Genomic DNA, 17,761 nt, shown 5'->3' on the forward strand with positions numbered 1-17,761 from the left:
TATATATTACATCTTTTATAAATATAAGAAATTAGTAACAGGGTGGATAATTCTACCCTGTTTTAAATAGATGCAAATTAACTGCCTAACACTTTATTCTTGATAACTTGGTTCAAGCTTTTGTGCTTGATGACCTAGAAGATAGTTGCTTTTTGGCAAATAATACACCCAGTCCCAACACAGATAACCCAAGGGTAAAATTTGGCTCAGGAACGCTGGTGTAACTGATAATCTGAACGTCATTTAGATCAATAAAATTGCCACTGTAAACTTCAAAAGTGCCCGGTGTAAATTGTAACCCTAATCCCTGTCCTTCAGGAATTTTTCCCGAAGAGTCAGTTAAAACTAACGCTAATGGATCATTTGCTTCAGTATAGGACTGGCCATTGTAGGTAGCAAAAATCTTTAAGCCTTCTGAAGTCGTTATTTGTTGGTCAGCAGCAGCTGCCTGGTCAAACGAAAAAGCGCCTGTCAGAGTTTTATTAGTATTAGAGAAATGATAAGTGAGTTGTGCAGCCTGGACGGGCATAATTTCTCCGCCTGCAAAAATCAAAGCAGTTCCCATCGTTACAGCTGCTAATTTCTTGAAAATGGAGTCAGTCATTTTTTTACTTGATAAAGAACAGGTACAAAAAGACTGAAATAGTTTTATGAGAGAGACGTGTAATACCGTTTCACCTTAATAATGATACAAATACGTTGGTAGGGGCACAGCAATGCTGTGCCCTTACGATAAATCTATATGTATCAAGATTTGTGTGAAATGGTATAACACACGTCTCTGCAACACCAAGCTTTTCAATCAATGTTCAGTGAAGCAGTGGATTAAATTCACTGACTCGTCAGCGCAGTTTTCATTGCCTGAAAGATATGGCTCTGATCAACTACTCCTCGGACAGCAGGCGCACTGTAAGTAGTATTAGAGCTATCTTTGAACTTAACTTCTTTTCCCAGGTATTTAGTCAGAACTGATGCATAAGCACCTTGGTAGTAAATAGGTACAATCCTTCGGCTGTGACTACCCCAGAGGTACTTATAATTTGGATCAGACCCCCAAAAGTGACCAGCATCTTTAGAATTGTGCTTGTTGAAAGTGATGTCCTTGGCGTTATACTTCAAGCCCTTAGACTGATTTGGGTCAGGATTAGGAGTCAGCTTTGATACAAAGTCATTATTCAGAGTTAAATAGTGGTCATGGTCAGCAGTAACGAGTAGCAGGTTCTTGCTCCAACCACCATGATTATTGATCCAGGTAATAACCTCTTGAACTGCTTTGTCAAAATCATTCATAGTACCAATCAGGTTATCCATGTTGTTGTCATGAGCACCCCAGTCGATATCACCTCCCTCAATCATTAGCCAGAAGCCATCTTTGTCCTTACCTAAAACTTTAAGAGCAGCTTTGCTCAGGTCAGCTAAAGTTGGATTTTCGTTAATCTCTCTGGTAATGAAGCTAGCATCGGTTTCACCGGCAGCCAGAGGACGCACAGTATCAGGTGCAGGAGCATTGGGAGCAATCGGGTTGCCTGCTGCATCAATGACAGGAACACAGTCCCCAGCAGTACCAGGAATGATTTGACCTGATGGACAGGGAGTTACAGTTTTAACAACAGAGCTATAGAGTGTGAAATTACCCAGACCTGTGGTGCTGTAGTCACCTTTAGAGGAACTGGTAGGAATATTGCCATCTTGTCCACGGGCACCATATAGACCAAATAATTTACCTCCTTTATTTGGGTCTATTTTGGCTGCCTTGTCTAACAGTGTCTCAGTTGCATTCGGGCCACGTTCCAAAAAGTTATAGCCATAACGATTGGACGTAGGGTTAGCCTTCAAATACTCGTAGGTGTCTTGTGTGATATACGTGTAGTTAAAAACTGGCCCTGTATTGGTTGTATTGCTAAAGTCCAAGGGATGACCACCACCCAACAAAACATTGGGCTGAAAGTTTAGCAATGTTTGCTGCAAAATGCTGTCTTGGTTGGTCTTGGTGGGGTCATAAATACTATCGTACTTGCTACGACGATTGACGAAAGAGGCAGCAGCACCAGGCGTTGCATGGCTAACAGGTACAGATGTTACTAGACCTGTAGACTTACCTTTTTCTTTGGCAATTTCCAGGATGGTTTTCAACCTCTTCTCGTAAATGTCTACTCCCATCGCGTTGTTATAGCTCTTTACACCTGTATAAAGAGTGGTAGCGGTGTTAGCAGAATCAGGATAACTATGCTTGATGTACTCTTTGTCATATCCATCAGAAGTAGTAGGAGTTAAAGGAATCCAGGGAACGGGGCCTCCTTTACTTGCTTCATAACCTGTCAAGTTACCAGGTGAAAGGCTATTACCATCAGCGCGATCGCCAGGATTAAAAGGAGTAGGCTGGAATGATAAGTTCGGACGAACAGGACTTGCAGCTGTAAGTGGATTGGACCCATCCAAGCCAGAGTTACCTGTGAGGTGGGGTTGATTTACTGGTTTAGCTGGTGTATTGCCTTGAATCGTTGTGCCATAAGTGGTCACTAATCCATATCCAGTCAAATTTTGAAAGCTCAGACCAGAGCCTTTCCCACTGGTGTAAAAGGGAGCGCCTTTGGCAAGGGCTGCGGCCCGTGCCATGTTCCAACCCATGCCATCGCCAATCATGATAATCACGTTAATTCCATTACCAGCGGCCATAGTCGGCTGAAAAACAGAATTACCGAACATCAGCAGAACGGTACAGAAAAAGCCAGCCATAGTCAAAGCTAGGAAGCGTTTGTACTTTCCTAAAAATGAAATCATTGCAGTATGCCTTCAGATTGATTTAGCAATTAGTAGCTGTTAATACTCAGGATTTACGCAAAAATTCCCAAAAAGCTTAATTTATCTAGACACGTAGTGGCTTGCCGCAGGCTACCGCCAACTCTAGGAAACACTACGTGTAGCTTGCTTCTCCGTAGGGGTACGTAGAGCGTCTCCTAGAGAATAATTCGTAGATTACGAATAATTTATAATACTCAAAGCTTACGCATAGGTAACGGAAAATCGAACCGCAGAGGACGCAGAGGACACGGAGAAATAAGAGTTTCAGAGAGTTCTTGCGTAAGTCCTAATACTGATAAAAATTGGGTTCAAGATGATTATTCTCGAAGTTTGAGTGGGTAGCACTCATATCTGGTTGAGTAAAAGTTGTAACATGACTCTGGTTAGAGGCAGTAGCTGGTTGTTGAATCAATGTTCCCAAAAACAGCAGGATTGCCACAACTAAACCAGATATGAACCAAGCTAATGCACGTTTGTACTGTTTGATTACTGAAACGATTTTTGATTTTTGAATTAAAGTCATGATTAGCAAACCTCCTAGTAAATAAGTTGTGCTTGTTAAACAATGGCTATGCTTTGACAATTAAAAAAACGTCGATAAGCATCATGTTTAAATGTGAATTATAATAAAAAATAAAAACTGATTTATTTGATATATTTTTAGCCATTACTTTAGGATTAATGTGTTTTATTTGCCGATAACATTAAAGCTATATCTTGGTTTAATAAAGGATGAATAGATATTTTTGAAGTTACTTTACAGCTAGTTAGCTGCAAAGTAACTTCAGTAATCTTAAAAGTTTTTTGCAGATGAGTTTGTAATTTATTGAGTAAGCGATCGCGTTCTTGGGCTGTTGTACATTTAACTGTCAAATCAGCGCAAAGCATTACCTGATTTAAGCTAATTGCCCAGATATGAAGTTTTTCTACTTGATCAACACCAGGAAAAGATTTGAGAGATATTTCTACTTCATCTGGATCAATTGATTCTGGTGCATACTCCAAAAAAATTTTCAGGCTTTCTTGAACTAAGGGGAAAGCACTTAAAGCAGTAAAAGTTGCAACTACTAAACTAATAACGACATCTGCCCACCACCAATCCCAAAGATGAACTGCTAAAGCAGCTATAATAACGCCAACAGAACTAGCAGTATCAGCGATGACATGAAGCAAAGCCCCCCGAAGGTTTAAGTCGTCGTGAGTATGGGGATGAAGCAAAGTAATGTTGAGTAAATTGACTATTAAACCTAATACTGCAATTCCTAACATTGGTAAGCCCAAAATTGTTGTTGGATGTTGCCAGCGTCCAATAGCTTCCCAAGTAATAAAACTAGCGATCGCCAGCAAACCTAATCCATTCAACAAAGCTGCTAAAACTTCGATTCGTTGATGTCCGAATGTTGCCTGACTCTTAGCTGGTTGCCGTGCTAAAAAACTTGCAAATAGTGATATTAGCAAGGCTGTAATATCGGATAACATATGTCCGGCATCTGCTTGTAGAGATAAACTTTTACTCCACAAACCTACACTCCACTCAGCAACAAAAAAACAAACAAGTAAACCTAATGTTATCCATATTATTTTGTATTTTTGCTGATTTATAACCACTTTCGTAAAAGTATTTTCGCATCTACATTCATCCCATCGAAGTGAAAGCATTATCAAAAAAACCCTTTAGTTATACATTATTATCCTGAAAAATATACACCTCAAGATTTGTGCTGAGTTCGTTTTTAATTTAGAATGCTGCATCCTCAGAAGTTATCCTATAACTAGACTGAAATTCAAAATTCTGGTTTCCTATAAGACTTCTGATTTCTGAACAATATTTCAGAAAAAACCTTAATAAAACGTGCTTTTCAGTCTCAGGATGTTTTCCACAATAAAATCTGAGTATTATATATATTTCTGGAAATTACTCACTATTTTTTTATTCTAGAGATACATAATTTTCAATGCACTAATATCTGAACACTAGAATATATTTAAGACTATATAAAATTTATCCTGGTTAATTTAAGGAATGGTAATGTTTACGTTAAATGACAGTCCATATTATATTTATTTACACCCATCCACTTATGTATTAATTAACCAATAATTAACCCTTACTGTTTTCGTGACCAGAATCAGGTAAGGAACAGTGTCAACGCTCCATCTGTCCTATCCTGGAGATGAGTAGTGTTATGGGTGAGAGTGTGTTTTTCAGCGTTGTGATACCGACTTATAATCGCCAACCGATTTTAGAAAAGTGCCTCCGCGCCTTGGAGGTGCAGGAGTTGAGTAAGCCAAGTGCAGTTTCTGGTTATGAGATTGTCTTGGTGGATGATGGTTCTACTGATGGCACATTGGAGTGGTTAGCAGAACATAAAAAGGAATTTCCCCATGTACGATGGTTTCAGCAAGACCATGCTGGGCCAGCTGCGGCTCGGAATTTGGGGGTAGAACAGGCGCTGGGAGATACAATTATCTTTATTGATAGTGATTTAGTAGTGCTGGATAATTTCTTGCAAGCTCACGCAGATGCACTAATGCAGGGACAGGAGAAATTGAGGAGCGATCGCTTTTTCACTTACGGTGCAGTTATTAATACTTGTAATTTCGATAATCCAACTGCTGAACCTTACAAAGTAACAGATTTTTCCGCTGCTTTTTTTGCTACCGGAAATGTAGCAATTCCCAAACATTGGCTAGAGAAAGCTGGACTTTTTGACACTAGTTTTCAACTCTATGGTTGGGAAGATTTAGAATTAGGTGTGCGGCTGAAAAAACTAGGTTTGACACTAATTAAATGTCCAGAAGCCGTAGGATATCACTGGCATCCACCATTTAAATTAGAGCAAATTCCCCGATTGATTGACCAAGAAATTCAACGCGGACGTATGGGAGTTTTGTTTTATCAAAAGCATCCTACATGGGAAGTGCGAATGATGATTCAAATGACTTGGCTGCATCGCTTACTTTGGGGAATTCTTTCGCTCAATGGTGCGCTAAATGAAAGAACAATGGCTCCATTTTTGCAATGGCTAATTAATTTAGGTAAACCACAATTGGCTTTAGAAATTGCCCGAATTTTTCTTAACTGGTACAACGTGAAGGGTGTTTATCAAGCCTATGCCGAAATGCAGCAAGCATCATGATTAAAAATTAATGAGTACAGAGTTAGGTAGGTATAACATACAAGTAAAATTACAAAATCCCTTTTCCTAATACCTTACGCTTCAAAACCAGTATCCGAGGTCTTGCTCCTGTACCTGAAAAACCTAAACCTTCGCGGAAGATTTCTGGCATATAAAATCGTGCCTCGCTATCCTTTTCCTTATCTTCGTAAATAACCCCCATTTCCTCTAGCATTCTTACTGTCGGCTGAACCATTTCAAACTGTTCTACTCCAAAAGGGATTTTTCGTTCAGAAGGGGGATATTTAGCCCGGATTTCTTCAACCCAAGTTTTGAAAGATGGATATTCTTCCTTGGCTTCTTCAACCTTCTGTTCACTACATGGTTTAAGAGCGCGGCGAATAGCTTGAGGAGGTAAAAGACGACTGATAGACCACTTTTCAAATTGTACTTCTTTAGTTCTTTCCACAGTAATATCGGCTGCGTAGTACAATAAACGAACAATATCTCTCGCCTGAAGCCTACCATTAAAATCTGTCAAAGCTGCAAATATCCATGAAGCTGTATATGCTTCTTTCGAGTTATCTGAACCTAGCCTTTTACCCCATAATTTTTCTAATCGCTCTATAATATTCTGTTTATTTAAACTGCTAATCTCTGCTAGAGATGCATCTATCACTTGAGACTGGCTACATATCCAAAAGACTAAACGCAGAAAAGAATCTTGATCCCAAGATAGATCATAAGAAAGGTAAAGATTTTCAAACTGTTTTAAGTTTTGAGTAATTGTATAACGCAGGAAATCACGGCGCAGAAAAATTATTACCCCAAGGTTAGACTGCCTAATTTCTGATAACCTCTTTGGCAAATTATCAATCAAAGCTTTTAAGGCAATTTTTTCTTGATTGCTGGATGCAATGTTTGGGAATATATCCTCTAATCCATCAAACAGAAAGATAATACGTAAGCCTCTATCTTTCAAATCACGATTTATGATGCTAAGAATATTAGGACTATGTGTTTCAGGATTCACACCTATAGCTTTTGCAATTTGACCAATCCAGAATTCCGTCCATTCTGGTTCACTCCAGTTTTCAGCCGCAATTGCTCTTTTAATTCTATCCACATATTCTGAAGGTAGAAACTCAGGAACAGTGTCTCCCAAAGCTGATCTTGCCTCGTTTCTAGCTTCGTTAATCACAATTTTTGCATTATCTTTAATGTTACTTGATTCAAGGAAAGGAAAGATATAAGTTTTTAGCTGTGATTCCTGAATTGTATTTGTATTATCTATACGATTCAAAAAACTTTCCCAGTATTTAAAACGTGACAACTGTATATAGTTAAACGTTTTTCCTGCACCTTTAGCTCCAATTGATACGACATGAGGTAATTCATCTCGAAAATTAGTAGCTAAATTCTTCAATGGTTCTGTTACTAATAAATCTTCTCCCCGCCCTTGTTCAGCATACTCATATTGCTGACACAAATCTCTGAGGCTACGAACTTCAACAATTCCCTGATGATCTTTCGTAGATTTTGACTGCAATTCCTGCTCATTGGTTATAATCAACTGTTCTTCAGCCCACTCCTTTGCTACATTCATCACTGAAGTTGAACTTAGTTTTAAACGTGCATCATCCCAATTATTAATGTATAGTAATTCTTGGGAAAAATATGTTTCTCTGTAATACAATCTTGTAGCATATAAATTATCTTCTTCTGACTGTAAATAAGCAGTTTGCAATCGTACCAATGCATCTTCAACCGCAGGTAATAATCTCAATTCTGGCGTTAGCATACTAATGATCAAAGACGGATCATAATATCTTTCATGATTTACACTTGCCTCTGACGGTGCTACTCTAGCAATTTGTTCCAGAACAAGACTCATACCTCTCACAGATTGTCCGCTAATTGTTGTGACTAAAAACCTCTGAATTCTTGGATCGAAAATTATGGGACTTGATATTTCACTTAAACCTGCTCTCAAATCAATTAATACATAGTCAGCACCAACAGCCTTACCTAAACTATGAATAGCATTACCACATTCCCAAGCTCCATCTGGACTTCTTACCAAGTGTTCAGGCAGAATAGGTGTATCTAATAGTTCTTTATCCTCAAGACAAGCAGGTAGAAAATAAACTGTTGATTTACCTTCGTACTTAGCAGATTTTTTAACTTCCCGTGCAAATAATGAAAGTGCTTGTTCTCTTTCAATAGGAGAATAGTGGTAAACTTCAAGGAAATCAATAAAAGAAACTGCTGGTTGTTGTTTTTCAAAAGCGTTCCAATAAGTAAGACCGGGAGCTTCTAAATCAGCATCAATAACTAATACAGTTGTAGACCTATCTATTTCTTTAGCTCTATCTAGTAAAGCAAAAAGATGCGCTGCTAAATTTAATGTTCTACCAACACCACCTTTAAAAGAATAGAAGGCTATTAAACTAGGTTTTTCGATATATGCTTCTGGAAGTTTAACTGGTTTTACTGTTACCGTTTTTGCTTCTGATTCACTATCTAAATAAGCAATTTCTTCCCAGAAGGGACGCACATCAACATCACTTTTGTAAACTTCTTCTCCAGAAAAAAAATCTACCGATAATGTGGCATCACCAAGAGTAAAATAAATAATAGACGACTCTTCTTGATACCAATCTTTGAACCATTCCTTTAAAGCATCGTCAGCATTTTTTCTGTTTTCTTCACTAAGAATATATATTTCTAAAGCATCTGAGTAACAGCGAATTTTTACTATCCCTTCTGGTAATTTAGTACCAGAATTAGTTTGATGTCCAATAGTTCTCCTTACATCAAGCCATGTGAGTAATTTTGGCGATTTTGGTGCATTCATAGTCTTTCAATTTCTCCCGCAATCCATTTTGATATTGCTAATAGCTTATTCTCTATATCTTCATCGCTTGCTTTCTGTTTTTGAGTAACTATAGAAATTACTTTTCCTCCGTACCGCCACATTTGGTTAATCTGTCCACTATTGAATTTTCTCTCTTCTTTATTATTTCTAGTATCGAATACTTCAGTAATAAATATTTCAGGTAGATTTAAAGACCCTCCTGCACCTAAACAGTCTAATAACTTATTTATATTATGTTGACATTCAGCAATATCTGTACACGAATCACTACGCTTATGCCCCTCCCTCTTCATTAAGATTGTCTTAAGACCACATTCAACGGCATAAAATAAGAGTAATCGATGAGCATTAGTTCGAGATGTTTCCTGAGAATTTTTATAAGCACACAGATTTTGAGACCATGCTTTTTCCATTTACCGCTCTGTAAAAGGTATTGCCATTAAGCTATTTTTACTTCGGTTAAGTACGAATTTACTCAGATATATTAAGTCAAAATCGCCCCACCCATCAATTTCTCATACCGATACTTCAACTCTTCTTTCATCAAATACCAACGCTCTAGGGTTGCATCCATCTCTATAATTTTCTCAGCTGATTGTCGTGCTAAAAGCAAAACTTCTTCATCTTCAACCAAGCTGGCTAACGTAAAATCTGGCACTCCAGATTGACGAGTTCCCAGTACTTGCCCTGGGCCACGAAAACGCATATCCATTTCGGAGATGAAAAAGCCATCCTGGGATTGTTCCAACACCTTCAACCGTTGTTGAGCATCAGGACTTCTGGAACTGCTCATCAACAGACAGTAGGACTGAGCCGCGCCACGACCGACACGCCCCCGCAGTTGGTGCAGTTGTGATAAGCCAAATCGCTCTGCATTTTCAATAAGCATCACTGTAGCATTAGGTACGTCTACACCTACCTCAACAACTGTAGTAGAAACCAGAATCTGCGTTTGGTTATCACGAAATTTAGTAATCGCTTCATCCTTATCGCCTGAACTCATGCGACCGTGCAGCAGCCCCACTTGAAAGTCAGGAAAAACACTTTCTTGTAACTTTTGATGCTCCTCCACAGCCGATCGCAGATCCAGTTTTTCTGATTCTTCCACTAACGGCAAAACCACGTAAACTTGTCTACCTTGGGCAGTTTCTCGGCGGATAAGGTCATAAGCATGGTTGCGTTGCTGACCTGACAATACTGTTGTCTGAATCTTTTGTCGTCCTGGTGGTAACTCATCAATTTGGCTCACATCCAAATCCCCGTGTATCGTCAGTGCTAAGGTTCGGGGAATCGGGGTAGCTGTCATAGTTAGCACGTGGGGTTGCTCACCTTTTTGCTGTAAACGCGCCCGTTGTTCTACCCCAAAACGATGCTGTTCATCTATCACCACTAACCCCAATTGATGGAAGTTTACCGGGTCTTGAATCAAGGCATGGGTTCCCACTAACAGAGGTAATTCACCAGTTCCTAGCTGAGAATGTATTTGTCTTCGTTTAGCAGTTTTGGTGGAACCTGTCAGTAATTCCACTGGTAAATGCAGTAAGTTAAACCAGCTAACTAACTTGCGATAATGTTGTTCTGCCAAAACTTCTGTGGGAGCCATCAGCGCCGCTTGGTAGCCAGATTGAATTGCTGCGAGGATAGCCAGCACGGCGACAACTGTTTTACCTGAACCGACATCGCCTTGCACCAGACGATTCATTGGCACAGGTTTTTGCAAATCGTTGAGAATGTCGTTGAGGACTCGTTGCTGTGCGCCAGTGAGTTGAAAAGGCAGTATTTCGTGGAATTTCTCTACAAGTTGACCTCGTGGGACAAGGATGGCGCTGGTTTGAATCGCCCTTGCTTGCTGCTGACGTTGCAGTAAACCAAGTTGTAGGTAGAAAAATTCATCAAAGACTAGGCGACGACGGGCAACTTGTAGGGCGGCGCTATCACTGGGAAAATGAATGTTAGCGATCGCATCTTTCAATTCCATCAAACCATACTTCTCTCGCAAACCACTTGGCAGAGGGTCTTTCAGGTGAGTTGCAGCGGGTAAAGCAGCAATTACCGCTTGTCGCACTGTATTCGCCACCACACCCTCAGTCAGTCCGTAAATTGGCACCACCCGCCCAATATTCAGCGACTCAATCGAATCTCCTGGATTTGCCAAAACCTCTAGTTCTGGATTATCCAGTGTCAAGCCGTATTTACTTTCTTTCACCAACCCACACGCAGCCAGAATACTACCTACTGGATAACGACGTTTTAAACTTTCTTGCCAAGCGCGACTGCTAAAGCGTGTACCTGCGTAAAAACGACCAATTTTGATTTGACCGCTGTTATCTTTTACGACCAGTTCTAAAATTGATAATTTCTGATTTTTAGGGCTAGTAAAGCAGTTGCAACGCTTCACTGTAGCCACTATTGTCACCGTCTCACCCGCCTGTAACTCGCGGATATTCACCTGACGCGCATAATCAATATGGTCACGAGGATAGTAGAAAAGCAAGTCGCGGACAGTGTGTAAACCAAGCCGTGCCAAATTATTAGCTTTTTTGAAGCCTATTTCTGGTAAATCACTGAGTTTTTGCTCAATTTTTGGGGCAAGCCTCCGACTCACCTCAGGGATAATTTTAGATTTTGGATTTTGGATTTTGGATTGATAAATTCTCCCTTGTTCCTCTGCTGCTCTGCTCCTCTGCTCCCCCTGCTCCCCCTGCTGTAGTTGGGAAAGATACCTGCGAGTATCTGCTACTAAGTGTTGTCTTTCTTCCAGTGCTAGATGTGGATAACTAGCAAATTGCACCGCTAGTCCTTGCCAACGGCGGCGTTCAGTTTGGGGCAAGCCTGTTGGGAATTTGCCCAAAGTCAGGCTAAGAAATTCACTGAAGCGGTACTGTTTGCCCACCAAGTCTGTAAAGCCACGTTCAGCTTCTATTGCCAAGGCTTTGTGCAATCGTATCCAGTCTGGTTTTTCATTAGTCATTGGTCAGCAGAGTGAGGAGTGAGGAGTCAGGAGTTAGGAATAAATTACTCATAACTCATAACTCATAATTCATAACTCATAACTTTATTCAAACCAACTAGCACGCCAAGCAGCTTCAGCTTCAGCGATCGCTCTTTCTCGATGTTTTTTTTGATACTCTCGTCCTAGCTTGTTGATCTGAACTAAAATACTACGGATTTGCCTACGCTCAGAGGAGAGTGTCACATCAGCAAATTCAATTTCCCCTAGCCGCAGGTTAATAGCCATGATTTGCGTCAGTTCAGAATCTTCTGACTGCTGCTCATTTTCAATTTCAATTACTAAGTTTAATAAGTTGGGTGGCCCTGGCATAACCTCGGCAGACGCTTCTGATGCCGCCGCCGCCGCCGCTGCTAAAATCGGTTCTGGTAATTTTTTGGGTAATACCGCAGCTTTTTGTAATAAAAGATTAGCATCATGCGAAAGTTTTTTCAGTATCTCTTGCATGACTTCTTCTAAGTTATGTTGCCATTTTGCCAGTTCTATAGGATTAGAGGTGTCGAGGGTGAGAGGCTCAGGAGTAGATGTGCCCAGTATCACAGGAGATGAGGATGTTACTCCCCTATCTTGCCCATCTCCCTCATCTGTTCCATCTGTTCCATCTGTTCCATTCCCTACTGCCTCACTTTTTATACAAGTGAGTAATTGCTCAGATGCCACTTGACCCAACTTGCGGATGGCTTGTTGCAATTGTTGACGCTGATTCAATGACAAATGCAGAAAGTTTTCGGGATAGCCTTGGGTACAAAGGTGGTAACTCGCCAGAATCAACTGTTTTCGTACAGCTAGCCCTAATGTGTTTAGATAACTAGCATAAGCGCTTTGTAGTTCTGTTGCGATCGCCCGAATCGCTTCTTTCAGTGCTGCAATATCTCGTTCAATTCGCTCGATTGCTCTTGCCATATCTTTTCGTTCTTGCCCATGTGAACTCTTACATAGTACAAATGTACGAATTTATTTGAGGATAACTTTCCAGAGGATTTTAGATTTTAAATTAAATGCGATATTTCGCGTCTCTACTAATAAAATACAGGTCAGGCAATTTGCTTGACCTGTCCTTAAATAAGCTAGGGGTTAAGAATTATGAGTGATGAATTATGAAGCTAACTCCTGTACAGACGCGATTAATCGCGTCTCTCCTAAGTACAGACGCGATTAATCGCGTCTCTCCTAACTAATTATTACTTGCTGCCTATTTGTGCAGCGACTTCATCAGCAAAGCTAATCTCTTGCTTCTCAATGCCTTCGCCCAATATATAGCGGACAAAGCGAGTCACTTGAATTTCTTCGCCTAATTGTGCCTTCGCTTGCTTCAAGAGGTCTTCCACGGAAATACTCTGATCGCGAATGTAAGGCTGATCGAGCAAAGCCAATTCTTTTAAGCGTTTTTCAATCCGTCCCTGAACAATCTTTTCTTTGATATTATCTGGCTTGTTGGCCAAATCATCCTTGCCCATTTCAATGTCTTTTTCCTTTTGGGCAATTTCGCTAGGGATTTGGTCTACGCTCACATACTCGACATTTGGACAAGCCGCAACTTGCATAGCAGTGTTCCGTGCCAAGGTTTGGAACTCTTGATTAGTAGCCGCTGACTCAGTTTTGGAATCCAGTTCTACTAATACACCAACTCGACCACCAGTGTGAATGTAGCTGTCTACTATCCCTTGCGTGCCTTCTGCTAATGCAAAATTCTTAAAGCGACGCACTTGGATGTTTTCACCGAGCGTGGCAATGGTTTGCTTGATGAATTCTTCTACAGTCGCACTTTCATTGTCAATATAGGGTTGAGTCAACAAAGACTCAACACTATCAGCAGTCGCTGCTTGCTTTGCTAGGTTCTTAACTAAAGCTTTAAAAGCCTCATTACGAGCAACAAAATCAGTTTGGCAGTTGATTTCTATGAGTACACCCACCCGACCACCGGGCTGAATGTAAGTGTCTACTAGACCTTCTGCCGCAACGCGATCGCTTTGTGCCCCCGCCTTAGAGATGCCCTTTTTCCGTAGCCAGTCTACGGCTTCTTCTATGTTGCCATTAGTCTCTATCAGCGCTTTTTTGCAGTCCATCATGCCGGCACCAGTTTTTTGGCGTAGCTCTTGGACGAGTTTTGCAGATATTTCCGCCATGTTGCCTCAATTCCTAACTTGACCTCGATTTGTAATCGCTCACGGGTGTTGAGTATTTCTATCTTACTCAGGGCTGGGGGAGAAAAAATAATCAAGTACAAAGGTATGAGGCATGAGTTTTTTGCCTCCACCTTTGCCTATGATTTGCCGCAGGCTAGGGCGGCTTGCTGCTATTCTGCAATCCACCGCCCTCCCTTGTCCATTTACTTCACCCCTGCTTTACTTATTCCTCTGCTTCCTCGTCGGGAATTACGGCGTCAGTATATTCGCTTTCTTCGTAGTCTTCGTCATACTCACCACCTTCGTAATCTTCGTAATCCTCTTCAGCATCCAGCTGACCATGACGACCTTCATAAATGGCATCCGCCAATTTTCCTACTATCAGCTTAATTGACCTGATAGCATCGTCGTTTGCTGGGATGGGGATATCTACTACATCTGGGTCACAGTTTGTATCCAGCATGGACACAATCGGAATATTCAGCTTTTGGCATTCTTGAACTGCGTTATATTCCCGCCGTTGGTCTACAATTACAACGATATCGGGGACTTTCCGCATTGTTTTAATGCCGCCCAAGTATTTCTGAAGCTTCGTCATTTCCCGACGTAGCATTGATGCTTCTTTTTTCGGTAATAAATCTAATGCGCCAGTTTCCTCACGGCGTTCTAAATCTTTCAGACGGTCTACCCGTGTTTTGATGGTTGCCCAATTAGTCAACATTCCGCCCAACCAGCGTTGGTTAATGTAGTGCGAACCACAACGGCTAGCCTCTTGGGCAATAATTCCAGCCGCTTGCCGCTTGGTGCCAACAAAAAGAAATTTCTTCCCTTGTTCAGCGTGCGATCGCATATAGTTGTAAGCATTATCCATCAACTGGGCAGTCTGCACCAAGTCGATAATATGCACGCCATTGCGGGAAGTGTAAATGTAAGGAGACATTTTTGGGTTCCAACGCCGGGTCTGATGCCCAAAGTGAACCCCGGACTCCATCATCTGAGCCAATGAAACTACTGGCATATATTTTCTAACTCCGATTCGGGTTAAACCTCCATCCAAGTGTATTTCCCAACAGGGAAACACCCGAATTCTCAGATGTGCGAGATTAGTTAACCATACTAGGTTAGCATATTTGGAAGAGTTGTAGTTTGTTGACAGAGTGAGGGCGAGAAAATAGCGCTGCCCACTCAACAATAGGGAAGCGCTATGCTTGTAGTGATAGTGAGAAAAATCTTGCTGTTTTAAATGCCTTCAACAGCGATCGCTACCCTTTTTTAGTAATAAATACTCAGTAAAAAACTAAAGTTACGCGTAAGCCAGGGGAGCTACACCCTAGTACATGGCATCAGTTTGCCTACCTTTAAAGAAGGGATTTTGTCCCAAATCTTGTTAATTGAGATGGTAGCTGCATTTACGCCGTGATGTACTAGTGTTTAACTGACTAGTTTTAAACTACCCCAAAAGACCTATCTACTCGCGGTCTTCTTGATCGTTGGGTTTGGGTTTTTGTCGTCGTCCTTTGATCTGCTCGTCGATAGTTTCTCTCATTTTCTGTTCAGCAGTGTCCATCGCAAAATACTTAAAGCGGTTGATTACGCTCCTGAACAAGTCGCTAAAGAATCTTTCAATTTCTTGCATAATTTAATACCACAGTATTTAAAGGTAAATTCTTGACTCTACCATTGGTCTTGGACTTTTTAGTGGAAGCTGGAAATAAAACGCTAACGAGTGCATCTCGTTTTGGTATGTGTATACTTAATCTCCAAACTCAAGTTGCTGCTTTTCGGATTCTTTAAAAGATATTTTTGCCAAACTGAGATGCTTGCAACGTTAACCTCTTGCGAATGATTTTATAAAACAGTTTTCTCAATCAAATCACTAATGTTGAGATTTCCGAAATTAAAACGCAGTAGACACCTATCTATTCTATTCTGTCTAAGGTAATAAATGTGGCAAATACATCGGTAACAAATTGTCTAGTTTATAACAATTTTTCAATTTCACAGTCACTCATTAGTGCCTTTGGTGTAATGTCTACGACGGGCGTAGCTAAAGTAACTTCTGAAATTATACCCTGCATGTTACTCAATAGTATCAGGGTCTACATTGAGCGAACGTAACCTTGCCTTTAACTGTTCTATCTGCAATTCTGCCTGTTCTGCTCGTTGGCGTTCCTGTTCTGCTCGTTGGCGTTCCTGTTCTGCTCGTTGGCGTTCCTGTTCTGCTCGTTGGCGTTCCTGTTCTGCTCGTTGGCGTTCCTGTTCTGCCAGTTCTTCTGCTTGCTGCCTTGCTAAAACTTCCTGCCGTAAAGCCTGTACCAGTTCATCAGGGATCAGTAATTTTTCCCCTGTATCCTCAGGGTAAAACCCAATTAGCCTTTCCTCAACCACCAAACGCAGTTGTAACGGTTCACTGCGTCCATCTTGTATAGGTTCGTAGATTTCTCCCCGCAGGCGATAGCCACGTAGCTGTTGTTCTACCCACTCACCTTTAGGGTCAAATAGCCAGTATTCCTTAACACCTAGCTGTTCATAGAGGGTCTTTTTGAAGATTTCGTCTTGTCCCTTAGTACCAAAAGATGTCATTTCAAAAATAACTGTGGGTACTTGACCCTCTTCCCAGATTTTATAGTTGTCCCGACCGCCGGGTGCAACATCAAAAATCACCATCACATCTGGGGCTACGCGCAACTTAGGAAAACCCTGTGCATAATAAAGAAATTGATTTCCCAATACTGTTGCCTGACGCTCTGCCAGATACTGTTTCAGTACTTCCAAAGTAGTTAGCAAGGCATAAAGGTGGTCGTAGGTTTCTGCCACTGGTTGACCATCAGCACTGGGATAGAAGATTTCTGATTCGATACCAACTCTTAGAGTAGCCGTCATGGTTGTAAAATCAGTGCTACGAGATTATTGTAGAGCAAGTCTGCCTCTGCCTAACTTAGGATGTGCAAGCTTTTCAAAATATAACTAGATAACTCACAAAATCCTTCCCCTTCGGCAGCGTTAGTAATATAAGCAGGGTGATATTTCAACTGATTCAGATATTCCAGCACGTTTGCCACGCCTACAGAAACAGGAAAATAACGCCGATCAAATAAACTTTCATCATTGGGGCTATCGCCAACAGTGACAATTTGTTCTGGTGAGTATTGGGGCAAATATTCGCGCAACACCTGCAACAATCCCACAGCTTTATCTTGCCCTTGGGGTTTAATGTGACACTGCACGTTGCTATAGGTAAATCCCCAACCCATTTGTTGACAGAGATTGTCTAAGGTTTGTAGTTCGTCTTGACGCAAAGCAGCTACATCAAAAGTCCAGTCGGTGATGCGAAAGCGATTATCAGCAGATTCTTGGATTTGGGGAAATTTAGTTTGTAAATTCTCAAAAGTCGCAGCCAAGTGCTGGCGATGTTTAGCTAAATCAGGAATAGGTGTTAAGACTAGTGGTTTCTGGTTTCCAGGTGGAAAGTACAAACCGCCATTTTCTGCCATAGCACCTGCCACTGGCATAATCGCACTTAATCCACTCACCCACCCAGCAGAACGTCCTGTGACAATCAGCACCTTAATGTCAGCTGCCGCTAAATCCTCTAAAGCTTGCAGGAGTGCAGGAGTAAATTTTCCTCGTCTAGTCAGGGTGCCATCCATATCTGTGGCTATCAGACGAATATTGCTAAAACTTGTAGATGAAACCTCAGACAAGGTAGGGAGGCTCAAATGTTTGGACATATGCGGTTTGTAAAAGGCTGTAAAAAATATTAATAATACAGCAAGATGGCATTGAAGATTTGGGCATCCTAAACATCAGGAGTCAAGTTTTTCAG

Annotated in this window: 13 protein-coding genes; 1 reads left to right on the forward strand and 12 read right to left on the reverse strand. The window is 41.0% G+C overall.

Features of this window, described 5'->3' with window-relative positions; translation table 11 throughout:
- Positions 1-112 precede the first annotated feature (112 nt).
- From V7K46_RS22535 to V7K46_RS22550, 4 genes are all read right to left on the reverse strand, one after another.
- A complete protein-coding gene (locus tag V7K46_RS22535) occupies positions 113-604 on the reverse strand; it encodes a PEP-CTERM sorting domain-containing protein (RefSeq protein WP_335116991.1) in 492 nt (163 codons plus the stop codon).
- Between the two features lie 227 nt (positions 605-831).
- Positions 832-2,781, reverse strand: a complete 1,950-nt coding sequence (locus V7K46_RS22540; protein WP_335116993.1) for an alkaline phosphatase — start codon at positions 2,779-2,781, stop codon at positions 832-834.
- A gap of 307 nt (positions 2,782-3,088) precedes the next feature.
- On the reverse strand, positions 3,089-3,325 hold the full coding sequence (locus V7K46_RS22545; RefSeq protein ID WP_335116995.1) for a hypothetical protein: 237 nt from the start codon (positions 3,323-3,325) through the stop codon (positions 3,089-3,091).
- Positions 3,326-3,480: 155 nt separating this feature from the next.
- Entirely contained in the window at positions 3,481-4,461 is a 981-nt protein-coding gene (locus V7K46_RS22550; protein ID WP_335116997.1) for a cation diffusion facilitator family transporter, read from the reverse strand.
- Between the two features lie 527 nt (positions 4,462-4,988).
- Between V7K46_RS22550 and V7K46_RS22555 the strand changes: the two genes are divergently transcribed.
- On the forward strand, positions 4,989-5,942 hold the full coding sequence (locus V7K46_RS22555; protein WP_442939866.1) for a glycosyltransferase family 2 protein: 954 nt from the start codon (positions 4,989-4,991) through the stop codon (positions 5,940-5,942).
- 49 nt (positions 5,943-5,991) lie between these two features.
- Here V7K46_RS22555 and V7K46_RS22560 read toward each other — a convergent pair whose 3' ends face one another.
- The 8 genes from V7K46_RS22560 to V7K46_RS22595 all read right to left on the reverse strand — a co-directional run bounded on the left by V7K46_RS22560 (position 5,992) and on the right by V7K46_RS22595 (position 17,666).
- Positions 5,992-8,778: a ParA family protein gene (locus V7K46_RS22560; RefSeq protein ID WP_335117001.1), complete on the reverse strand. Its 2,787-nt coding sequence runs from the start codon at positions 8,776-8,778 to the stop codon at positions 5,992-5,994.
- The gene (locus V7K46_RS22565; RefSeq protein WP_335117002.1) at positions 8,775-9,212 is read right to left on the reverse strand and encodes a hypothetical protein; all 438 of its coding nucleotides are present in this window, start codon (positions 9,210-9,212) and stop codon (positions 8,775-8,777) included. The genes V7K46_RS22560 and V7K46_RS22565 overlap by 4 nt, the downstream gene beginning before the upstream one ends.
- A gap of 71 nt (positions 9,213-9,283) precedes the next feature.
- Positions 9,284-11,770, reverse strand: a complete 2,487-nt coding sequence (recG, locus tag V7K46_RS22570) for an ATP-dependent DNA helicase RecG (RefSeq protein ID WP_335117004.1) — start codon at positions 11,768-11,770, stop codon at positions 9,284-9,286.
- Between the two features lie 84 nt (positions 11,771-11,854).
- Complete coding sequence (locus tag V7K46_RS22575) at positions 11,855-12,712, reverse strand: hypothetical protein (protein WP_335117006.1); 858 nt, start codon at positions 12,710-12,712, stop codon at positions 11,855-11,857.
- Positions 12,713-12,990: 278 nt separating this feature from the next.
- The gene (gene tsf / locus V7K46_RS22580) at positions 12,991-13,935 is read right to left on the reverse strand and encodes a translation elongation factor Ts (protein WP_335117009.1); all 945 of its coding nucleotides are present in this window, start codon (positions 13,933-13,935) and stop codon (positions 12,991-12,993) included.
- Between the two features lie 223 nt (positions 13,936-14,158).
- Positions 14,159-14,953, reverse strand: a complete 795-nt coding sequence (rpsB, locus tag V7K46_RS22585) for a 30S ribosomal protein S2 (RefSeq protein WP_298910407.1) — start codon at positions 14,951-14,953, stop codon at positions 14,159-14,161.
- A 1,061-nt stretch (positions 14,954-16,014) separates the two neighbouring features.
- Positions 16,015-16,818: a Uma2 family endonuclease gene (locus V7K46_RS22590; protein ID WP_335117011.1), complete on the reverse strand. Its 804-nt coding sequence runs from the start codon at positions 16,816-16,818 to the stop codon at positions 16,015-16,017.
- A gap of 50 nt (positions 16,819-16,868) precedes the next feature.
- Positions 16,869-17,666 (reverse strand): HAD family hydrolase, encoded by a 798-nt coding sequence (locus tag V7K46_RS22595; RefSeq protein ID WP_335117013.1) that lies wholly within the window; start codon positions 17,664-17,666, stop codon positions 16,869-16,871.
- Positions 17,667-17,761 lie beyond the last annotated feature (95 nt).

The sequence above is a fragment of the Nostoc sp. genome (assembly GCF_036917395.1).
Lineage (GTDB): Bacteria > Cyanobacteriota > Cyanobacteriia > Cyanobacteriales > Nostocaceae > Nostoc.

Bases quoted from the DNA above. Each gene is read 5' to 3' on its own strand.
- V7K46_RS22545 (WP_335116995.1), bottom strand. From the start codon at position 3,325: ATGACTTTAATTCAAAAATCAAAAATCGTTTCAGTAATCAAACAGTAC.
- V7K46_RS22565 (WP_335117002.1), bottom strand. From the start codon at position 9,212: ATGGAAAAAGCATGGTCTCAAAATCTGTGTGCTTATAAAAATTCTCAG.
- rpsB (WP_298910407.1), bottom strand. From the start codon at position 14,953: ATGCCAGTAGTTTCATTGGCTCAGATGATGGAGTCCGGGGTTCACTTT.
- V7K46_RS22560 (WP_335117001.1), bottom strand. From the start codon at position 8,778: ATGAATGCACCAAAATCGCCAAAATTACTCACATGGCTTGATGTAAGG.
- V7K46_RS22595 (WP_335117013.1), bottom strand. From the start codon at position 17,666: ATGTCCAAACATTTGAGCCTCCCTACCTTGTCTGAGGTTTCATCTACA.
- V7K46_RS22535 (WP_335116991.1), bottom strand. From the start codon at position 604: ATGACTGACTCCATTTTCAAGAAATTAGCAGCTGTAACGATGGGAACT.
- recG (WP_335117004.1), bottom strand. From the start codon at position 11,770: ATGACTAATGAAAAACCAGACTGGATACGATTGCACAAAGCCTTGGCA.
- V7K46_RS22590 (WP_335117011.1), bottom strand. From the start codon at position 16,818: ATGACGGCTACTCTAAGAGTTGGTATCGAATCAGAAATCTTCTATCCC.
- V7K46_RS22575 (WP_335117006.1), bottom strand. From the start codon at position 12,712: ATGGCAAGAGCAATCGAGCGAATTGAACGAGATATTGCAGCACTGAAA.
- V7K46_RS22540 (WP_335116993.1), bottom strand. From the start codon at position 2,781: ATGATTTCATTTTTAGGAAAGTACAAACGCTTCCTAGCTTTGACTATG.
- V7K46_RS22555 (WP_442939866.1), top strand. From the start codon at position 4,989: ATGGGTGAGAGTGTGTTTTTCAGCGTTGTGATACCGACTTATAATCGC.
- V7K46_RS22550 (WP_335116997.1), bottom strand. From the start codon at position 4,461: ATGCTTTCACTTCGATGGGATGAATGTAGATGCGAAAATACTTTTACG.
- tsf (WP_335117009.1), bottom strand. From the start codon at position 13,935: ATGGCGGAAATATCTGCAAAACTCGTCCAAGAGCTACGCCAAAAAACT.